General features: G+C 53.9%; 16 protein-coding genes. 14 read left to right on the top strand and 2 right to left on the bottom strand.

The annotated features are described in order from the left end of the window. The first annotated feature begins 4 nt into the window (after nt 1–4). From TREAZ_RS13995 to TREAZ_RS13975, 5 genes are read left to right on the top strand one after another with little or no spacing between them, the layout of a single operon-like run. Entirely contained in the window at nt 5–682 is a 678-nt protein-coding gene (locus TREAZ_RS13995; RefSeq protein WP_015712540.1) for an HAD family hydrolase, read from the top strand. 42 nt (nt 683–724) lie between these two features. Then, nucleotides 725–1,453, top strand: a complete 729-nt coding sequence (locus tag TREAZ_RS13990; RefSeq protein ID WP_043923119.1) for a hypothetical protein — start codon at nt 725–727, stop codon at nt 1,451–1,453. Nucleotides 1,454–1,458: 5 nt separating this feature from the next. After that, nucleotides 1,459–1,884 carry a DUF3842 family protein gene (locus TREAZ_RS13985; RefSeq protein ID WP_015712537.1) on the top strand — a complete coding sequence of 142 codons (426 nt, stop codon included), beginning with the start codon at nt 1,459–1,461 and terminating at the stop codon, nt 1,882–1,884. Further along, nucleotides 1,881–3,107, top strand: coding sequence for a nickel pincer cofactor biosynthesis protein LarC (gene larC, locus TREAZ_RS13980; protein ID WP_015712536.1), 1,227 nt, complete (start codon nt 1,881–1,883; stop codon nt 3,105–3,107). The genes TREAZ_RS13985 and larC overlap by 4 nt, the downstream gene beginning before the upstream one ends. After that, nucleotides 3,108–3,533 carry a MerR family transcriptional regulator gene (locus TREAZ_RS13975; protein WP_015712535.1) on the top strand — a complete coding sequence of 142 codons (426 nt, stop codon included), beginning with the start codon at nt 3,108–3,110 and terminating at the stop codon, nt 3,531–3,533. It abuts the gene before it with no gap. Here the strand turns inward: TREAZ_RS13975 and TREAZ_RS13970 are convergent. Continuing rightward, nucleotides 3,504–4,133 (bottom strand): HAD-IA family hydrolase, encoded by a 630-nt coding sequence (locus tag TREAZ_RS13970; RefSeq protein ID WP_015712534.1) that lies wholly within the window; start codon nt 4,131–4,133, stop codon nt 3,504–3,506. The genes TREAZ_RS13975 and TREAZ_RS13970 overlap by 30 nt on opposite strands. Before the next feature lie 89 nt (nt 4,134–4,222). Here TREAZ_RS13970 and corA point away from each other — a divergent pair, with 89 nt between their 5' ends. The 3 genes from corA (at nt 4,223) to TREAZ_RS17520 (ending at nt 7,402) form a co-directional block, all read left to right on the top strand. Continuing rightward, complete coding sequence (gene corA, locus TREAZ_RS13965; RefSeq protein ID WP_015712532.1) at nt 4,223–5,206, top strand: magnesium/cobalt transporter CorA; 984 nt, start codon at nt 4,223–4,225, stop codon at nt 5,204–5,206. Nucleotides 5,207–5,212: 6 nt separating this feature from the next. Beyond that, nucleotides 5,213–6,259 (top strand): L-threonylcarbamoyladenylate synthase, encoded by a 1,047-nt coding sequence (locus TREAZ_RS13960; RefSeq protein ID WP_015712531.1) that lies wholly within the window; start codon nt 5,213–5,215, stop codon nt 6,257–6,259. A 480-nt stretch (nt 6,260–6,739) separates the two neighbouring features. Next, nucleotides 6,740–7,402: a hypothetical protein gene (locus tag TREAZ_RS17520; RefSeq protein WP_015712529.1), complete on the top strand. Its 663-nt coding sequence runs from the start codon at nt 6,740–6,742 to the stop codon at nt 7,400–7,402. Between the two features lie 74 nt (nt 7,403–7,476). On the opposite strand, the gene TREAZ_RS13940 is transcribed toward TREAZ_RS17520, so the two are convergent. Beyond that, entirely contained in the window at nt 7,477–8,259 is a 783-nt protein-coding gene (locus tag TREAZ_RS13940) for an HAD-IIA family hydrolase (RefSeq protein WP_015712528.1), read from the bottom strand. Between the two features lie 58 nt (nt 8,260–8,317). On the opposite strand from TREAZ_RS13940, the gene aroF reads away from it, so the two are divergent. From aroF to cimA, 6 genes are all read left to right on the top strand, one after another. Beyond that, nucleotides 8,318–10,300: a 3-deoxy-7-phosphoheptulonate synthase gene (gene aroF / locus TREAZ_RS13935; protein WP_043923542.1), complete on the top strand. Its 1,983-nt coding sequence runs from the start codon at nt 8,318–8,320 to the stop codon at nt 10,298–10,300. Nucleotides 10,301–10,311: 11 nt separating this feature from the next. After that, the gene (gene deoC / locus TREAZ_RS13930) at nt 10,312–11,016 is read left to right on the top strand and encodes a deoxyribose-phosphate aldolase (RefSeq protein WP_015712526.1); all 705 of its coding nucleotides are present in this window, start codon (nt 10,312–10,314) and stop codon (nt 11,014–11,016) included. A gap of 121 nt (nt 11,017–11,137) precedes the next feature. Beyond that, nucleotides 11,138–11,668: an acetolactate synthase small subunit gene (ilvN, locus tag TREAZ_RS13925; RefSeq protein WP_015712525.1), complete on the top strand. Its 531-nt coding sequence runs from the start codon at nt 11,138–11,140 to the stop codon at nt 11,666–11,668. Between the two features lie 126 nt (nt 11,669–11,794). After that, nucleotides 11,795–12,796, top strand: coding sequence for a ketol-acid reductoisomerase (ilvC, locus tag TREAZ_RS13920; protein ID WP_015712524.1), 1,002 nt, complete (start codon nt 11,795–11,797; stop codon nt 12,794–12,796). 23 nt (nt 12,797–12,819) lie between these two features. Continuing rightward, entirely contained in the window at nt 12,820–14,358 is a 1,539-nt protein-coding gene (locus TREAZ_RS13915) for a 2-isopropylmalate synthase (protein ID WP_015712523.1), read from the top strand. 3 nt (nt 14,359–14,361) lie between these two features. Beyond that, nucleotides 14,362–15,963 carry a citramalate synthase gene (gene cimA, locus TREAZ_RS13910; protein ID WP_015712522.1) on the top strand — a complete coding sequence of 534 codons (1,602 nt, stop codon included), beginning with the start codon at nt 14,362–14,364 and terminating at the stop codon, nt 15,961–15,963. Nucleotides 15,964–15,966: the final 3 nt, after the last annotated feature.

The following is a 15,966-nucleotide window of genomic DNA, read 5'->3' as shown; positions in this document are numbered from 1 at the left end:
CTCTATGGGTTTTTTCGATAAATTTCAAGCCGCAATTTTTGATCTCGACGGCACCCTCATTGATTCCATGCATCTCTGGGATCATGTTGCCAGCGATTGGCTTATATCACTGGGCAAAACCCCTGACAGTGATTGTGACGATAGCATAAAGACCATGCCCTTTTCCGAATCAGTCTTATATATGACCCGGCGTTACGGCCTCAGCCTGTCTGCCGAAGAAATCAGAAGCCAATGGATAAAAATGGTGGAAGAGGCTTATCTTGCAAAAGTTCCCCTTAAAAAAGGCGCCGGCGATCTCGTAAAAGCCCTCGCGGCCAGGGGCATAAAACTTGGCATGGCAACATCGTCCTTTCCGCATCTCTGCGAAGGTGTTTTGAGCCGCCATCAGTTAAGGCACTGCTTTTCTTCTATCGTTTATACTGACGAGATGAGATCGCCCAATGGACAGGTGAGGAACAAGAGCTGCCCTGACATCTGGCTTGCGGCCGCGTCCCGCCTGGGAACCCTTCCGGGAAAATGCGTAGTCTTTGAGGATTTGCCCGACTCCCTTCTCGGCTGCCATTCTGCGGGCATCGGGGGTTTCGTGGCGATCTTCGACGATGCTACCCCGGATTGGCCTTCGCTCAAGGCAGCGGCAGATTTGGCGCTGGACTATCCGGGAGAAGCCCTTAAGCTGCTGTAAACAAAAGTGGAATTTCTCCCCGGAATGTGCTTTAATTCAAGTATGGTCCTTTTGAAGTTTTGCAGAAGCCTGTTCAAATCCCTCGTTCCAGCTGTGCTCAGCGGGGTTTTGCTCATGGATTTGGCAGCCTGTAAAACCCTGGACGCTGACGATGGAAATTCCGCCAAGCCTCTTATTCCTTCTCCCGGAATTGTTTCCCCCCTCTATCAGGAAGTTGTTTATAGCGGCCAGCCCCAGCCTCTCGAAGCCAGGGCCGAGGTTGACGTGCCCCTTGAAGTTATTTATTATCCTTCTCCCACAGCCCGCTGGTTTGATGAGGATAGATATGACGAGGTTCCTGTGAATACCGGGGTCTACTACGCAAAGATACGGCGGCCTTCCTGGAACGGTTATGCCCAGGGCGAGGATGTGGAGGCAGAGTACCACATCAAAAAGGCAACGGTGGAGATCATTGCCGAGGGGATCCAGAGAGCCGCGTATAACGGCGATCCCAAGCGGGTTGTTGCTTCTGCGGAACCGGATGTGCCCCTTTCTTTTTCCTATTACCCCAATGCAAATGCGGCCCGTGCCGCAATCAGGGCTTTGGCCCAGCCTGACGCCGACGCCCGGTCTGGTGTTTCCGCGGCCCTCAGCGGGCTTAGGCGGGTTGAGCGGGCGCCTATTGAACAAGGCGCCTATTATGTGGTTGTCTATTTTCCTGGGGATGATAATCATAACCTTGCCTATAGGGAAGTCGTGTTTACCATAGGCCCACCTGCAAGGCGGAACTGATTTTTATGAAAACAGCAATAGTTATAATTGACGGCATGGGCGGCGGCATAGGCGTCCAGCTTGTAGGCAGGGTCAAGGAAATTTGCGGCAATGCCGAAGTCATTGCCATAGGCACAAACGCCGTGGCTGCGGAGCGCATGGTTAAAGCAGGCGCCCACCGGGGCGCGGCCGGGGAAAACGCCGTCAGGGTTGCCGCGAAAACCGCTTCGTTTATTCTTGGGCCTATCGGCATAGTCATTGCCGACAGCATGATGGGGGAGATTACCCGGGTTATGGCGGAGGCAGTGCTTTCTTCCCCAGGGGAGCGCATACTCCTCCCCCTGCAGCAGGAGCATTTCTTCATTGCCGGACTTGAAGCCCTGTCCCTGGCAAGAATGATAGACAAGGCCATGGACATTCTTAAAGAAAGGCTTGAAAAGGGGTCAGTTTGAAAACTCTGCACTTTGACTGTTTTGCCGGCATCTCAGGGGACATGAGCCTGGGGGCCTTGGTGGATCTTGGCGTTGATCCTGATGAGCTCAGGGATGAGCTTAACAAGCTCAACATAGGCGGCTGGAAGCTTGATTTTACCCGTGATGAACGCAACGGTATTTCAGGCACCCATGCAATGGTAATACTCCAGGATGCTCATGATCATGAGCACGATCATCATCATGGGCACGATCACGGCCACGCCCATAATTCCTGGAAAGAGATACGCTCCCTCATAGAAAGATCCGCTGTCCGGGAAGGCGCAAAGAATAAAGCCCTGGATATTTTTACCCGCATTGCCGAAGCGGAATCCCAGGTGCATGGGATCCCTGTCAATGATATTGGCTTCCATGAAGTAGGCGCTTTGGATTCCATCATTGATATTGTGGGTGTTGCCATTTGCCTCGATATCCTTAAACCCGATCGCATTACTTCAAGCATAATTGAACTTGGGGGAGGGACGGTGAAATGCGCCCATGGCATACTCCCTGTCCCGGCTCCCGCAGTAGTAATACTGCTAAAAGGGCTTCCTGTCAGTGCCGGCGGTTTTGACAAGGAGATGACAACCCCAACAGGGGCTGCGATTCTTGCGTCCTGTGTCGATGAATTTATTACCGGCCCTGTTTCTTACAAGGTGATAAAAACGGGCATAGGCATCGGGGGCAGGAAGATGGACAAGCCCAATATGCTGCGGGCTTCCTGGAGGGAAGCTGTCGCGGCCAGTGCGGAAAAGCCAAAGCCTTGGAAAGCAGAAGAACTGCTCCTCATGGAAACCAACATCGACGATATGACAGGAGAAGCCCTGGGCTTCCTCATGGAAAAGCTTTTCGAGGCAGGCGCTTTGGATGTTACCTTTGCTTCCTGTGTCATGAAAAAATCAAGGCCCGGAACCCTGGTATCTGTCCTCTGCGGCCTTGAAGACCCTGATCCTTTGCGGGATGCCTTGTTCCGATATTCCACCACCATTGGCTTCAGGGAGACAAGGATAAACCGTCTTTCCCTGGGACGCGAGGAAAAAATCCTGGAAGGGGAATTCGGCAAAGCCAGGGAGAAAATTGTTTATCTTGGCGAAGAGAAGCGGAGTTCAAAAATTGAATTTGAGGACAGGGCAAGGATTGCAAGGGAAAAAAATATCTCCCTTGATAACGCTGAACGTTTGATTCGTTCGGGGGAGGATAACTGAATGGAAAAAGCAGTCGCCTACACTATTAAGCAAGTTTCGGAAAAAACTTTCCTTCCTCCCCATGTGCTCAGGTACTATGAGAACGAAGGGCTTCTTCCCAGCATATCCAGAAGCAGGAATGGTGTGCGCCGGTACTCTGACGAAGACCTGGAGTGGATAGGTCTCATCTGCTGCCTCAAAAACACGGGCATGTCCATCAAGCAGATAAAGAATTTTGTGGAACTGAGCGTCAAGGGCGACAAGACCCTGAAGCAGCGGGTGGAAATGCTGCAGGAGCACAAAAAAAACGTGGAAGAGCAAATCCGGGAAATGCACCAGCACCTGGAAAAGGTCACCTGCAAAATCGAAAAGTTTTCGAAGCAGTACAAAAAGTACGCCGAGGGGCTCAATGCCAAATCAGTTCAAAAGGGAGTTAAGCTCTCTTAAGGCACGGATTTTTTCATGGGGATAGCCGGGGAATTCATCAAGCTCGTCAATCAGGACGCCCCTGCCCCCAATGTCAAGAAAGCCCTCCACATATTTGGGCACATCATCAATAAATAAGGTTTCGCCCGCTTTTTGCCCCAGGCTTTCCAAAACAAAACGATATGCATCGGGGCGGGGCTTGCCCCTGTAATTCAGCCGCCTTATGTCAAAAATCTCGGTAAAAAGATCCGCCGCCCCAAGAAGCCTGAGAAGCCTTTCGGCGTGCTCAATAGGCGCATTGGTCAGGATCGCATAAGGGCAGGGGAGGCCTTGAAGGAAGCTTCGGAGTTCAGGATCGGGAAGCAGGTCGTCAGCCTCGTTTTCGGGATGGACAGCTTTGAAATAGGTTTCTATATCGGTGAAGCCCTTTTCGGCCCTGAGCCATTCCAGGGTAGTGCCGTAATGAGCGATATGCTTCCTCCGCTCCTCTATGGCTTCTTCAGCAGAAAGCCCAAGGTATGCGGCAACGAATTCATTTACCCGCTTCATGACACGGATCTCAAGGCCGTGCCGGGGCGAATAGAGGGTGTTGTCCAAATCAAAGATGATTTGCTTGATCATGGCTTATCATACCCGTGAAGGGGCTTTTTGGATATGCCGGTTTTTGAAAACCCCTTGCCCCTGCCCGGCCCCTCATAGTATCGTTAGTGATGGATCTTTCCATTATTGGCTATGACCCTGTGGGCGCCTGGATGAAGACTGCCGGCACCGCAGAGGAACTATTAAGCTACCGCAACCCCTCGGGCATCACCTGGATCAATGTGGAGGGCATCGGGAACAAGCTGGACATCGTCAAGCTTGCCGAAAATTACAAAATACACCCATTGACGGTAGAAGACATTATGGACACCGAGCAGCGCCCCAAGGCCGAAGAATTCGACGATTATATTTTTATCACCTTTAAGGCGGTAAACCGGAATAGGACAAGCGAGGAAGGAACCAACATATTCGAGCAGATGAGCCTCGTGCTTATGGAGAGCACGGTGATCACCTTTCAGGAGATCCCCGGCGATTCCTTTAACGGCATACGCAAGCGAATACTCAACAACGCCGGCCGCATACGCAAAATGGGCACCGATTATCTTGCCTATGCGATCATGGACGCCATAGTGGACGATTACTTTCTGGTCCTTGACAAGCTGGGGAGCAGCATAGAGGATTTTGAAGACAGGGCTGTTGACGAGCGGGACGACAACTTTATTCGGGATCTCCAGGGCGTTAAGCAGAGCCTCCTTCACGTAAGGCGCATAGTCTGGCCCCTCAGGGATAGCCTCTCCATGATACTCCACCTGGAATCAAAATTCATCGAGCCCGAGCTTGAACCTTTCTTCAAGGACGTTCATGACGCGGTGATACAGGCTGCGGAAACTGTGGAGTCCTACCGGGAACTCATTGCGGGTGTCATGGAGGTACGGCTTTCCATGATGTCCCACCGCATGAATTCTGTTATGAAGGTGCTCACGATTATCTCCACGATTTTCATACCCCTCACATTCATCGTCGGCGTCTACGGCATGAACTTCAGATTCATGCCCGAAATTGAAATGCGTTACGCCTACCCAATAGTCTGGGGTGTAATGATACTCATTGTCGCCGGAATGCTCATCGTCTTTAAGCGCCGGCACTGGATGTAATTCAACGTGAGGCTCCTTTCCTCCTCTGATGCCGATATATCCCTGGCCGCATCCGCCCTTAAAGAGGGCCGCCTTGTTGCCTTCCCCACAGAGACTGTTTACGGCCTTGGCGGCGATGCCTTCAATACCAACGCTCTTGCCCGTATCTTCGAGGCCAAAAAGCGCCCCCGCTTCGATCCTCTCATCATTCACATCGCCGGTATCAACGATCTGGATCGCATAGCGGATCTTGAACTGCTTGACCCTTCCATAAGAAACAAGCTGGACCTGCTCTGCGAAAAACTCTGGCCTGGCCCCCTCACCCTGATACTTCCTAAACGCCTCGAAGTGCCCGGCCTGGCCACCAGCGGCCTCCCCACCGCGGCAATACGCTTTCCCAATCATCCTGTTGCGCAAAAGCTCATACGCCTTTCCACAGGCGCAGTAGCGGCACCCAGCGCCAACCCCTTTGGCTGCCTTTCGCCCACCAGGGCTGAACATGTGCGGGATCAGCTTGGCGGCGAGGTTGACTTCATTATTGACGGGGGGAAGACTTCTGTGGGGGTGGAATCCACAGTGCTGGATATTACGGCTCTTCCTGCCCGCATACTTCGCCCCGGCGGGTGTTCGCGCGAGAGCATCGAGGCCGTTATAGGGCATGTGGAGACGGGGGCGAATCCCGCAGCAGAGGCGGCGCCGTCAGGGGCGAATCTTTCCGCGAATGTATTGTCTCCCGGACAGCTCAAAAGCCATTACGCCCCGCGTACTCCGCTGGTGCTTCATCCTCTTGGAGGGCTTGATGAATTGCCCGCAGGACAGAATGAGGGAAGACTGTATTTCAAAACACCCGATTCGGGAATTAGCAGTAAAAGTGCGACCGAAAAAACGCGTGTGCTTTCAAAGACCGGGAATCTGATCGAGGCTGCGGCCAATTTGTTCGACATGCTTCATGAACTGGACAGCCTTGGGCTTGACGTGATACACGCCGAGGAAACGCCCATGGAAGGGCTGGGCGCGGCGATCAATGACAGGCTGCGGAGAGCGGCGGCGAAGACAGGGGAAGTTTATAAATGATTGGCACATTTTACGAAGATACGCGGCTTTCCGTATCAGCAAAAACAGGCTGATTCTTGTCAGAACCAAAGCATTTCTGCTCAGAAACAAGATAGAATTGATCGATTCCAAAGCAAATCTCATGGGATTTAAAGCATTTCCGATCAGATACAAAGTAAATCTGATAAGTTTCAAAGCATTTCCGACGAGATTTAAAGCATATCTGATCGGATTCAAAATAGATCCGATCAGATACAAAGTAAATCCGATCGGATACAGAATAAATCCGATGGGATTCAAAGCATATCATGTCAACAGCAAATTATATTTGATAAATAAATCAATTACATTTGAAAGTTATCAGGCCATTTCCATCAAAAAAAGTTGAAATTCTTGAAAATTCTTGACTAAAACTATTGCCTTTTATTTTTAATTTAGTATCTTCTATATGTGGGCGGTCAGTACTGCCGCCCAAACAAATAATTTGCAAGGAGGCATTTTATGCCGTACAGCAGTAAATGGCTTCCCGGTACAAGGGAAGGTCAATTGGAAATGGCCAGAACATGGTCAACAGTTTTAAGCAGCAATGCCAAAGCCTGGAGTATCCCTGCCGCAGAATTGACAGGTTTGAACAGCCTGGTTTCGGCGTCCGCTAAAGCCCTGGATGCAGCGACCGGGGAAGGGCGAGGGCCGGTAAACACTGCCAAATGCAAGGCGGCGTTTGAGGCATTGGTAGGAAAGATGCGGTTCATCAAGGAGCGGTATTTTTTTATGCCCCCTCTCACTGACGCGGATCGTGTCTCCCTGGGCCTGAAGCCGAAGGACACGGTCCGTTCGCCCAAAGGGGTCCCCAAGGGCAAGTTCACCGGGGTTCCAACCAGGCTCAGCATGGGCGGGGTGGAATTCCGCATCCAGTCCGCGGACGATGTTCCCCAGGACACTCCCAGAGTCATTAGCGGGTACAGCATCCACTACGGGATCATGCCCAATGCCCCATTGGCAGGCGAGGCGCTCCCCCACGAAAAGTTCACCCGCCACAAAAAGGAACGCTTCGAGTTCTCTGCGGAAGACCGGGGCAAAACGGTGTACTTCTGCATCCGTGCCGAAAACTCCAAGGGCGAAGCAGGGCCATGGGGCTCGATTTTCCAGGCGATTATTCCGTAGTCGAAGAAGCAGAAGAAGTAATCAAGAATAGGGCTGCCCGGAGTTTGAGCCGGGCAAATGCATGGAAATCTCCCCTATTCCGCTATCTCAAAGACCCCTTCCAGAATGTGCCTTGGCTGGTACGGGAAGGAGGGGATCTCCTCGAGGGTAGTTACCCCCGACAGTACCAGCACTGTTTCGATTTCTGATTCCACTCCGGCTACGATGTCGGTGTCCATGCGGTCGCCTATGATGACGGTGTCCTCGCGGCGGGCGTTGAGGCGGCGGAGGCCCTGGCGCATCATGAGGGGGTTGGGCTTGCCGACGAAATAGGCTTTGATGCCCGTGGACATTTCGATGGGGGCGACGAGGGAACCGCAGGCGGGGACTATGCCGGCTTCGGTGGGGCCGGTGATGTCCGGGTTGGTGCCGATGAGGCGGGCGCCGCCGAGCACGAGGCGGACGGCGCGTTCGATGGCTTCGAGGCTGTAGCCCCTGCCTTCGCCCACCACCACGTAGTCGGGGTTCACGTTGTTCATGGTAAAGCCAACGTCGTAGAGGGCCTGGATGAGGCCCGGCTCGCCGATGACAAAGACCGAACCGCCGGGACGCTGGGAGGCCAGAAAGCCGGCGGTGGCAAGGGCGCTGGTGTAGAAATGCTCGGGCTCGACGGATATGCCAAGGCGGTCGAGCTTCTGGGAAAGCTCCAGGGGGGAGCGTTCGCTGGAATTCGTAAGAAAGAGATAGGCCTTGCCGCTCTTTTCAAGCCATTCCACGAATTCGCCTGCGCCTTTGAGGACACTGTTCCCGTGGTAGATGACTCCGTCCATATCAATGATAAAGGCTTTCTTTGCTCTGATGAGGGCTAAATCTTTCATGATGCTTTATTCTATATTATTCTTGTAAAACTTGCCATTCCTCTGTATTATGCTCATCATGATTGTAGTTTTATCCAAAGACGTTACTTCCCATGACAAGGAGATAGTGCGCATATTTCTCAAAGACAGGGGCTTCAGCACCCGCGAACAGAGCCTGGGCGATGACGCCATTATCGGGGCGGTCGGCAAGGGTGTGGTGGATATACGGGAGCTTTCCCTCCTCCCCGGTGTGGAGCGGGTGGCTGCCACTTCCAAGCCATACGAGCTTGCTTCACGGGAAACCAAGGCGGAGGATTCCATAGTCTCGGTGAGCGCCGGGCCTTCCTGTCCCATCGTCAAAATCGGCGGCTCCCGTATCACGGTCATTGCGGGGCCCTGCGCGGTGGAGAGCAAGGATCAGATCATGGAGACTGCCGCCATGGTGAGGGAATCGGGGGCTGTGCTGCTCAGGGGCGGGGCGTATAAACCCCGCACGAGTCCTTACGCCTTCCAGGGGCTTGGCATGCAGGGCCTTGAATTCATGAAGGCCGCAGGCGAGGCCAACGGCATGCCCATTGTTACCGAAGTGGTGTCCCCCGAGCTTGCCGTGCAGATGAAGGATTTGACCGACATGTTCCAGATAGGCGCACGGAACATGCAGAATTTTGAGCTGCTTAAAAAAGTCGGCTCCCTGGGCAAGCCTGTCTTGCTGAAGCGGGGGCCTTCGGCGACCATCGAAGAATGGCTCATGGCGGCTGAGTACCTTCTGGCTTCGGGAACCAAGGACGTGGTGCTTTGCGAGCGGGGCATCCGCACTTTTGAAACCTACACCCGCAACACCCTGGACATTTCGGCGATTCCCGTGGTGAAGGGCCTTTGCCATCTGCCGGTGATCGTCGATCCCAGCCACGCTGTGGGCATCAGGGCCAAGGTGAGTTCCGCCGCCCTTGCCGCCATTGCTGCAGGGGCCGATGGTCTTACCGTGGAAGTCCACCCCCGTCCGGACGAAGCCCTTTCCGACGGGCCCCAGTCCCTTTATCCCGAACAGTTTGAAAAGCTCATGCGGGATATCGAGGCCCTTGCCCCGGTGGTAGGGAAAGAACTGCTCCGCACCCCGAAGCCCCATCACGGGGCGGCAAGCGCCGGTACGGACATTTCAAAGGCGGTTCCCGAAGGGAATGGCAAAACCCCGGAGCAGCAGGGAGTTCCCCGGGAACTGCCCGTTGCCTTCTGCGGGGAAAGCGGTGCTTACGCCGAGCAGGCCCTGATGCGCATCTTTGGCGAGGAATCTCCACGGCTTCAGGCGTCTTCCTTTACCGGGCTCTTTGACGCGGTTTTGGACGGCTCCGCTTCTGCCGGCGTGGTGCCGGTAGAAAACAGCCAGACCGGATCTATCCACGAGAACTACGATCTTTTCCTGCGTTACCCTGATATTGCCATAGTGGGGGAGCTCAAGCTCCGCATAGTCCATTGCCTTATCGCGGACGAAAGGGCCAGCATTGAAAGCATACGCATAGTCCGCAGCCATCCCCAGGGTTTTGCCCAGTGCAAGGAATTCCTTGACAAGCACCCCGATTGGATCCTTGAGCCCGCAACGACCACAGCCACAGCCGTTGCGTCCATTGCCCGGGAAGGCGCGGTCAAGGTTGCCGCCATTGCGGGGGAGGCCGCGGCAAAAGCCCACGGGCTTAAGATTCTGCGGGAAGGCATCGAGACCAATCCCCTCAATTATACCCGCTTTGTCATCATGGCCCTCAGGCAGGGCGATAAAGCTCCGGTGCCCCCCAGCCTGGGTTCGGGCAAGCCCAATAAGGCGAGCCTCGTGTTCTCGGTTCCCGACGAGCCGGGCAGCCTTTTTGCCTGCCTTCAAATTTTAAGCGAAAAGGGCATCAACCTTTCCAAGCTCGAATCCCGCCCCATACAGGGCAAGCCCTGGGAGTATCTCTTTTACGTGGACGTGAGCATCCCCGAAGGGGAGGGCGACTTTGACAAGGCTATAGCCGAGCTTAAGGGAAAAACAAAAGATTTCCATTTTCTTGGGGCTTATAGGGCGATGCTTTAGGGAGGTATTAAATGATTCCGAATAAGAAAGCCGAAGATATGACCAGTGCGGAACTGGCGTCATACATCGATCAATCCGTCCTGAAGCCCGAGTTTACCCAGGCTGAAATCCGCCGCTACATCCAGGAAGGGATAGACTTCAAATGCAAAACGGTCTGCATCAACCCTGCCTCCATCGGCATTGCCCGGGAGCTTTGCGCCTCCACGGATACGGGAATTTGCGCGGTATGCGACTTTCCCTTTGGGCTGGGTTCAACCGAATCAAAGATTGCCCAGGCCGAAATTATCCTCCGGGGCGGGGGCATCCAGGATCTGGACGTGGTTGCCAATTACGGGTGGATACGGAGCGGCCTCTGGGATAAGGTGGGTGCGGAAATCAAGGGTCTTGCGGATCTTTGCCATCAATATCATGCCCTTCTAAAAGTGATCTTTGAAACCGATGCCCTGACCCTTGACGAAGTTGCCAAGGCGACCGATGTGGCCTGTATCGCGAAGGCCGACTTTGTAAAAACCTCCACCGGTTTTTACATCGGCGGGGAGTCCAAAGGGGCGACGCCGGAAGTTGTCAAGGTGATGATTGAGGCCGCAGGAAATCGCTGCAAGGTAAAAGGCTCCGGCGGCATCCGTACCCAGGCTCAATTCTTTGAGCTTATTAACCTGGGGATTGACCGCATGGGCATAGGGTACAAATCGACACCCGTGGTATTGGGGAGATAATATGTTCAAAGGCATATTTAACTATACTGCATAAAAAACAGTATTTGTTAAGAAAAGGCCTTGCATAAGTTTTCTGCCTATGGTATATAATGGGAGAATACTATTATAATGGGAGGTGGTAATGAAGCAGCATGTGGTGTCGGCGCTGGTGGAAAACCGGGCGGGGACACTCAGCCGGGTATCCGGGCTCTTCAGCCGCCGGGGCTTCAATATTGACAGCCTGACCGTCGGGGAGACTCAAGACGCTTCAGTCTCCCGGATGACCATTGCAGTTTCAGGGGATGATGGGGTGCTGGAACAGATCATAAAACAGCTTAGCAAACTCGTTGACGTCATCGCTGTGCGTGAGCTGGAGTCGTCCCTGTGCCTGCGCCGGGAGATCATCCTCATCAAGGTCAGCGCAGACGAAAAGACCAGGCCCGCGGTTATCCAGATAGCGGGCATTTTCCGTTCCCGCGTTGTCGATGTTTCCCCTTCTACCATTACTGTCGAGGCCACAGGGGATATAGAAAAGCTCGACGGCCTCCTCCTTCTCCTGCGCCCTTACGGCGTGCTTGAACTTGCCCGCACGGGTCTTGTAGCCCTTGAGCGCGGCCCCGAGGTACTAACCGTACCCTCCCTTCCTGTACCCGTACTAAGCATTAGCAACTAACCGGTATTGTACGGCGGCTTGCGGAACCTGGTTCGGCAAAGCAGCCTAAAAGACAATAACCGGCTTCTCACCCTTCTTTAAAAGAAAACTTTTAAGGGGTGAATAAACATGCCAAGGAGGTTATTTATGGCAGTTATGTACTACGAAAAAGATTGCGACCTAGGGGCCCTAAAAGGCAAAACCATTGCAGTGATCGGTTACGGTTCCCAGGGCCATGCCCATGCGCTGAACGCGAAGGAATCGGGAATGAAGGTGATCGTGGGTCTCTACGAAGGCTCCAAATCATGGAAGCGCGCCGAAGAAGCGGGCTTTGAAGTGAAGGTCGCCAGGGAAGCTGCGGAAGCTGCGGACTTCATCATGATCCTCATCAACGATGAGAAGCAGGCAAAGCTCTATCAGGAATCCATCAAGCCCGCCCTCAAGCCTGGCAAGACTCTGGCCTTTGCCCATGGCTTCAATATCCACTTTGGGCAGATTACCCCTCCTGCGGATATCAACGTGGTGATGATTGCCCCCAAAGGGCCGGGCCACACGGTGCGCGAGCAGTACCAGGGCGGCGGCGGCGTGCCCTGCCTTATCGCGGTGCATCAGGATGCAAGCGGCAATGCGAAGCGGCTTGGCCTGGCCTATGCTGCGGCCATTGGCGGGGCCAGGGCCGGCGTGCTTGAGACCACCTTTAAGGAAGAGACCGAGACCGACCTGTTCGGCGAACAGGCTGTGCTCTGCGGCGGTGTTTCCGCCCTGATGAAGTGCGGCTACGAAGTGCTTACCGAAGCGGGCTACCAGCCCGAGAGCGCCTACTTTGAAGTGATGCACGAGATGAAGCTAATCATCGACCTTGTGAACCGGGGCGGCCTCTCCTACATGCGCTATTCCATTTCGGATACTGCGGAATACGGGGACTACATCACGGGGCCCAAGATTATTACCGAAGATACCAAAAATGCGATGCGCCAGGTGCTGAAGGAAATTCAGAACGGCAAATTCGCCAGGGAGTGGATACTTGAGAATCAGGTGAACCGCCCCAACTTTAACCGTATGCGGGCTATTGAGGCCCAGCACCCCATCGAGAAGGTGGGAAAAGAGCTGCGATCCATGATGTCGTGGCTGGCTAAACCCTCGGTTTAGCTTAATTATGGAAGGAGGCCGTTATGGGCCGTACAGTAACAATATTTGACACAACATTGAGAGACGGGGAACAGTCGCCGGGCTGCTCCATGAACCTGCAGGAAAAGCTGGAAGTCGCAAAGCGTCTGGAACTTCTTGGGGTGGATGTGATGGAAGCGGGTTTTCCTGCTTCAAGTCCCGGAGATCTTGAGGCGGTAAAGACCATTGCGGGGATTATCAAAAACAGCACCGTGGCGGGCCTTTGCCGCTGTCTTGAAAAAGACATTGATGCTGCGAGGGAAGCCCTCGGTAATGCCGTTAGTCCCCGTGTTCATGTGTTCCTTGCCACAAGCCCTATACACATGGAATACAAACTCAAGATGACAGCCGATCAGGTTTTGGCCCAGGCAATAGCTTCGGTAAAGTACGCCAAAAAGTTTTGCTCTGATGTGGAGTTTTCCGCCGAGGACGCTTTCAGGAGCGATCCCGATTTTGTCTGCAAGGTCTTCGGAGCGGTAATCGAAGCAGGGGCAACGACGGTGAATTTCCCTGATACTGTGGGCTATGCCCTGCCCGATGAATTCGGCGCCCGTATCAAGTACATCAAAGAGCATACTCCGGGTATGGGGAAGGCGAAGCTTTCGGTGCATTGCCATAACGACCTGGGGCTTGCTGTGGCTAACAGTATTGCTGCGGTTGTCAATGGCGCGGAGCAGGCCGAGTGCACGGTTAACGGCATCGGCGAGCGGGCGGGCAATGCCTCCCTCGAAGAAATCGTCATGGCCCTGAGGGTCAGGAAAGATATGCTGGATGTGGACACTAAAATTGATACTACCCAGATATACACCGCAAGCCGGCTTGTTTCGCAGGTTACAGGCGTCAAGGTTCAGCCGAACAAGGCCATCGTGGGGGACAATGCCTTTGCCCATGAAGCAGGCATACACCAGCACGGGGTTTTGGCTAACCGCGCCACCTACGAAATCATGACCCCCGAATCCATCGGCATTCCCAAAAACCGCATGGTCTTGGGGAAGCATTCCGGCAAGCATGCCTTTGAGGATCGCCTGAAGGATCTGGGCTTGAGCGTTGACAGTAAAACACTTGAAACAGTCTTTGGGGATTTTAAAAATCTGGCGGACAAGAAAAAGGTCGTCAGCGACAGGGATATCGAAGCTTTGGTGATGGGCGCTTCGGCTTCGGTTCCCGAAACATGGAAGCTTGATCACTGGGTGGTGAATACCGGTTCTGCTCTCGGCGCATCAGGAACCATCAGGCTTCAGCACAAGGACGGCCCTGCCCAGAAAGAGGTCTCCATGGGAGACGGGCCTATTGATTCCATCTTTAAGGCTATCAACCACATTGTGGGGAAAGACCCTGAACTGGAGCTGTACGAGATAGGCGCCATCACCGGGGGTTCTTCGTCCCAGGGCGAGACCATGGTGAAGATATGCTGGGACGGCAGGCGCTATAACGGGCGGGGTGTTTCCACGGACGTGGTGGAATCGTCGATAAAGGCTTATATATCGGCCATTAACGCCATGGAATGGGAGTTAGCAGCATCAGCCAAAAGGCCGCAGGAGTAGATTTTGAATAACCATGTGGAGATCCTGGACACAACCCTGAGGGACGGCGCCCAGGGCGAAGGAATTACCTTTTCTGTGCAGGACAAACTCGCGGTGGTCAAAGCCCTTGACGAGCTGGGGGTGTCGTGGATAGAGGCGGGGAATCCGGGGAGCAATCCCAAGGATATGGAATTTTTCCGCCTCGCGTCTTCCCTCAAGCTTGAAAACGCCAAACTCTGCGCTTTTGGCCCTACCCGCAAAAAGGGCCTTAAACCAGAGGAGGATGCCCAGGTCTTAAGCCTCCTCCAGGCTGAAACCAGCGCAGTGGTGATTTTCGGCAAGAGCTGGGATCTCCATGTGACAGAAGTACTAAAAGTGAGCCTTGAAGAAAATACCGCCATGATTGCCGAGACCGCTGCCTTTCTTAATGGGAAGGGCAGGGTCGTGATCTACGATGCGGAACATTTCTTTGATGGTTTTACTGCTAATCGCGATTATGCGCTCTCTACAATTAAAGCTGTCATTGACGCAGGGGCAAGCCGTATAGTGCTCTGCGATACCAACGGCGGCGCTTTTCCTGATACTATTGCTGATGGGGTAAATGCAGTAATGGAATTAGTTGGCAGTAAAGATGTGATTGTGGGTATACATACCCACGATGACGCCGGTATGTCAATCTCCAACACTATTGCTGCGGTTCGCGCAGGCTGCCGTCATGTTCAGGGAACTCTCGTGGGTTTCGGCGAACGCTGCGGCAATACCAGCCTCGCGGCGGTGATACCCAGTCTGGAAATCAAGCTTGGTTTCCAATGCCTCCCCGAAGGCAAGCTGGAACGCATTTCCGATCTTACCCGCAAGGTGGCGGAGATAGCCAATGTGGCAGTGCCCGACAACCTGCCCTATGTCGGTGCCCATGCCTTTGCCCATAAAGCGGGCATGCATGCCGACGGCATACTAAAAGTGCGCCGTTCCTTTGAGCATGTTGATCCTTCCCTGGTGGGGAACGACCGCCATTTTCTTATGAGCGAAGTCGGGGGGAGATCCGCAATTGCCGAAAGGGCAAAGAAGATAGATCCGGCTATTACAAAAGATCACCCTGTTACCGCTGCCTTGGCTTCAAAGCTGAAAAACCTGGAAGCCCAGGGCTGGCAGTTCGAGGGCGCCGACGGCAGTTTTGATCTTCTGGTCCGCCGTGAATTGGGCCGGTATAAGCCGCTTTTCGGTATCGAGGCTTACAGGGTAGTGAGCGAACACCCCACCGGCGAAACCATCGCCTGTTCCCACGCCTGGGTCAAGGTTCTGGTGGACGGGCAGCACGAGATTGCCGCCGCCGAAGGGGCTGGCCCGGTGAACGCCCTTGACGGCGCTTTGCGGAGGGCTCTCAAGCATTTTTACCCCGAACTGGAAAAGGTCCGCCTCTCGGACTATAAAGTCCGCGTGATTGACGGCAACGCCGCAACAGCAGCAAAAGTGCGTGTTTTGATCCAGTCGACTGACGGCATCCAGGATTGGACTACAGTTGGCGTATCGGAAGATATTATCGAGGCAAGCCGCGCGGCCCTGGTGGATTCTATCGAATATAAACTTATCGGCGACATAGAGCGCCGGTTTAAAACATACTTATAAAGG

Origin of the sequence: Leadbettera azotonutricia ZAS-9 (assembly GCF_000214355.1) — a bacterium.
Taxonomy (GTDB): domain Bacteria; phylum Spirochaetota; class Spirochaetia; order Treponematales; family Breznakiellaceae; genus Leadbettera; species Leadbettera azotonutricia.
The sequence above is the reverse complement of the archived record's forward strand: the minus strand, read 5'-3'. Positions and strand labels throughout refer to the sequence as shown.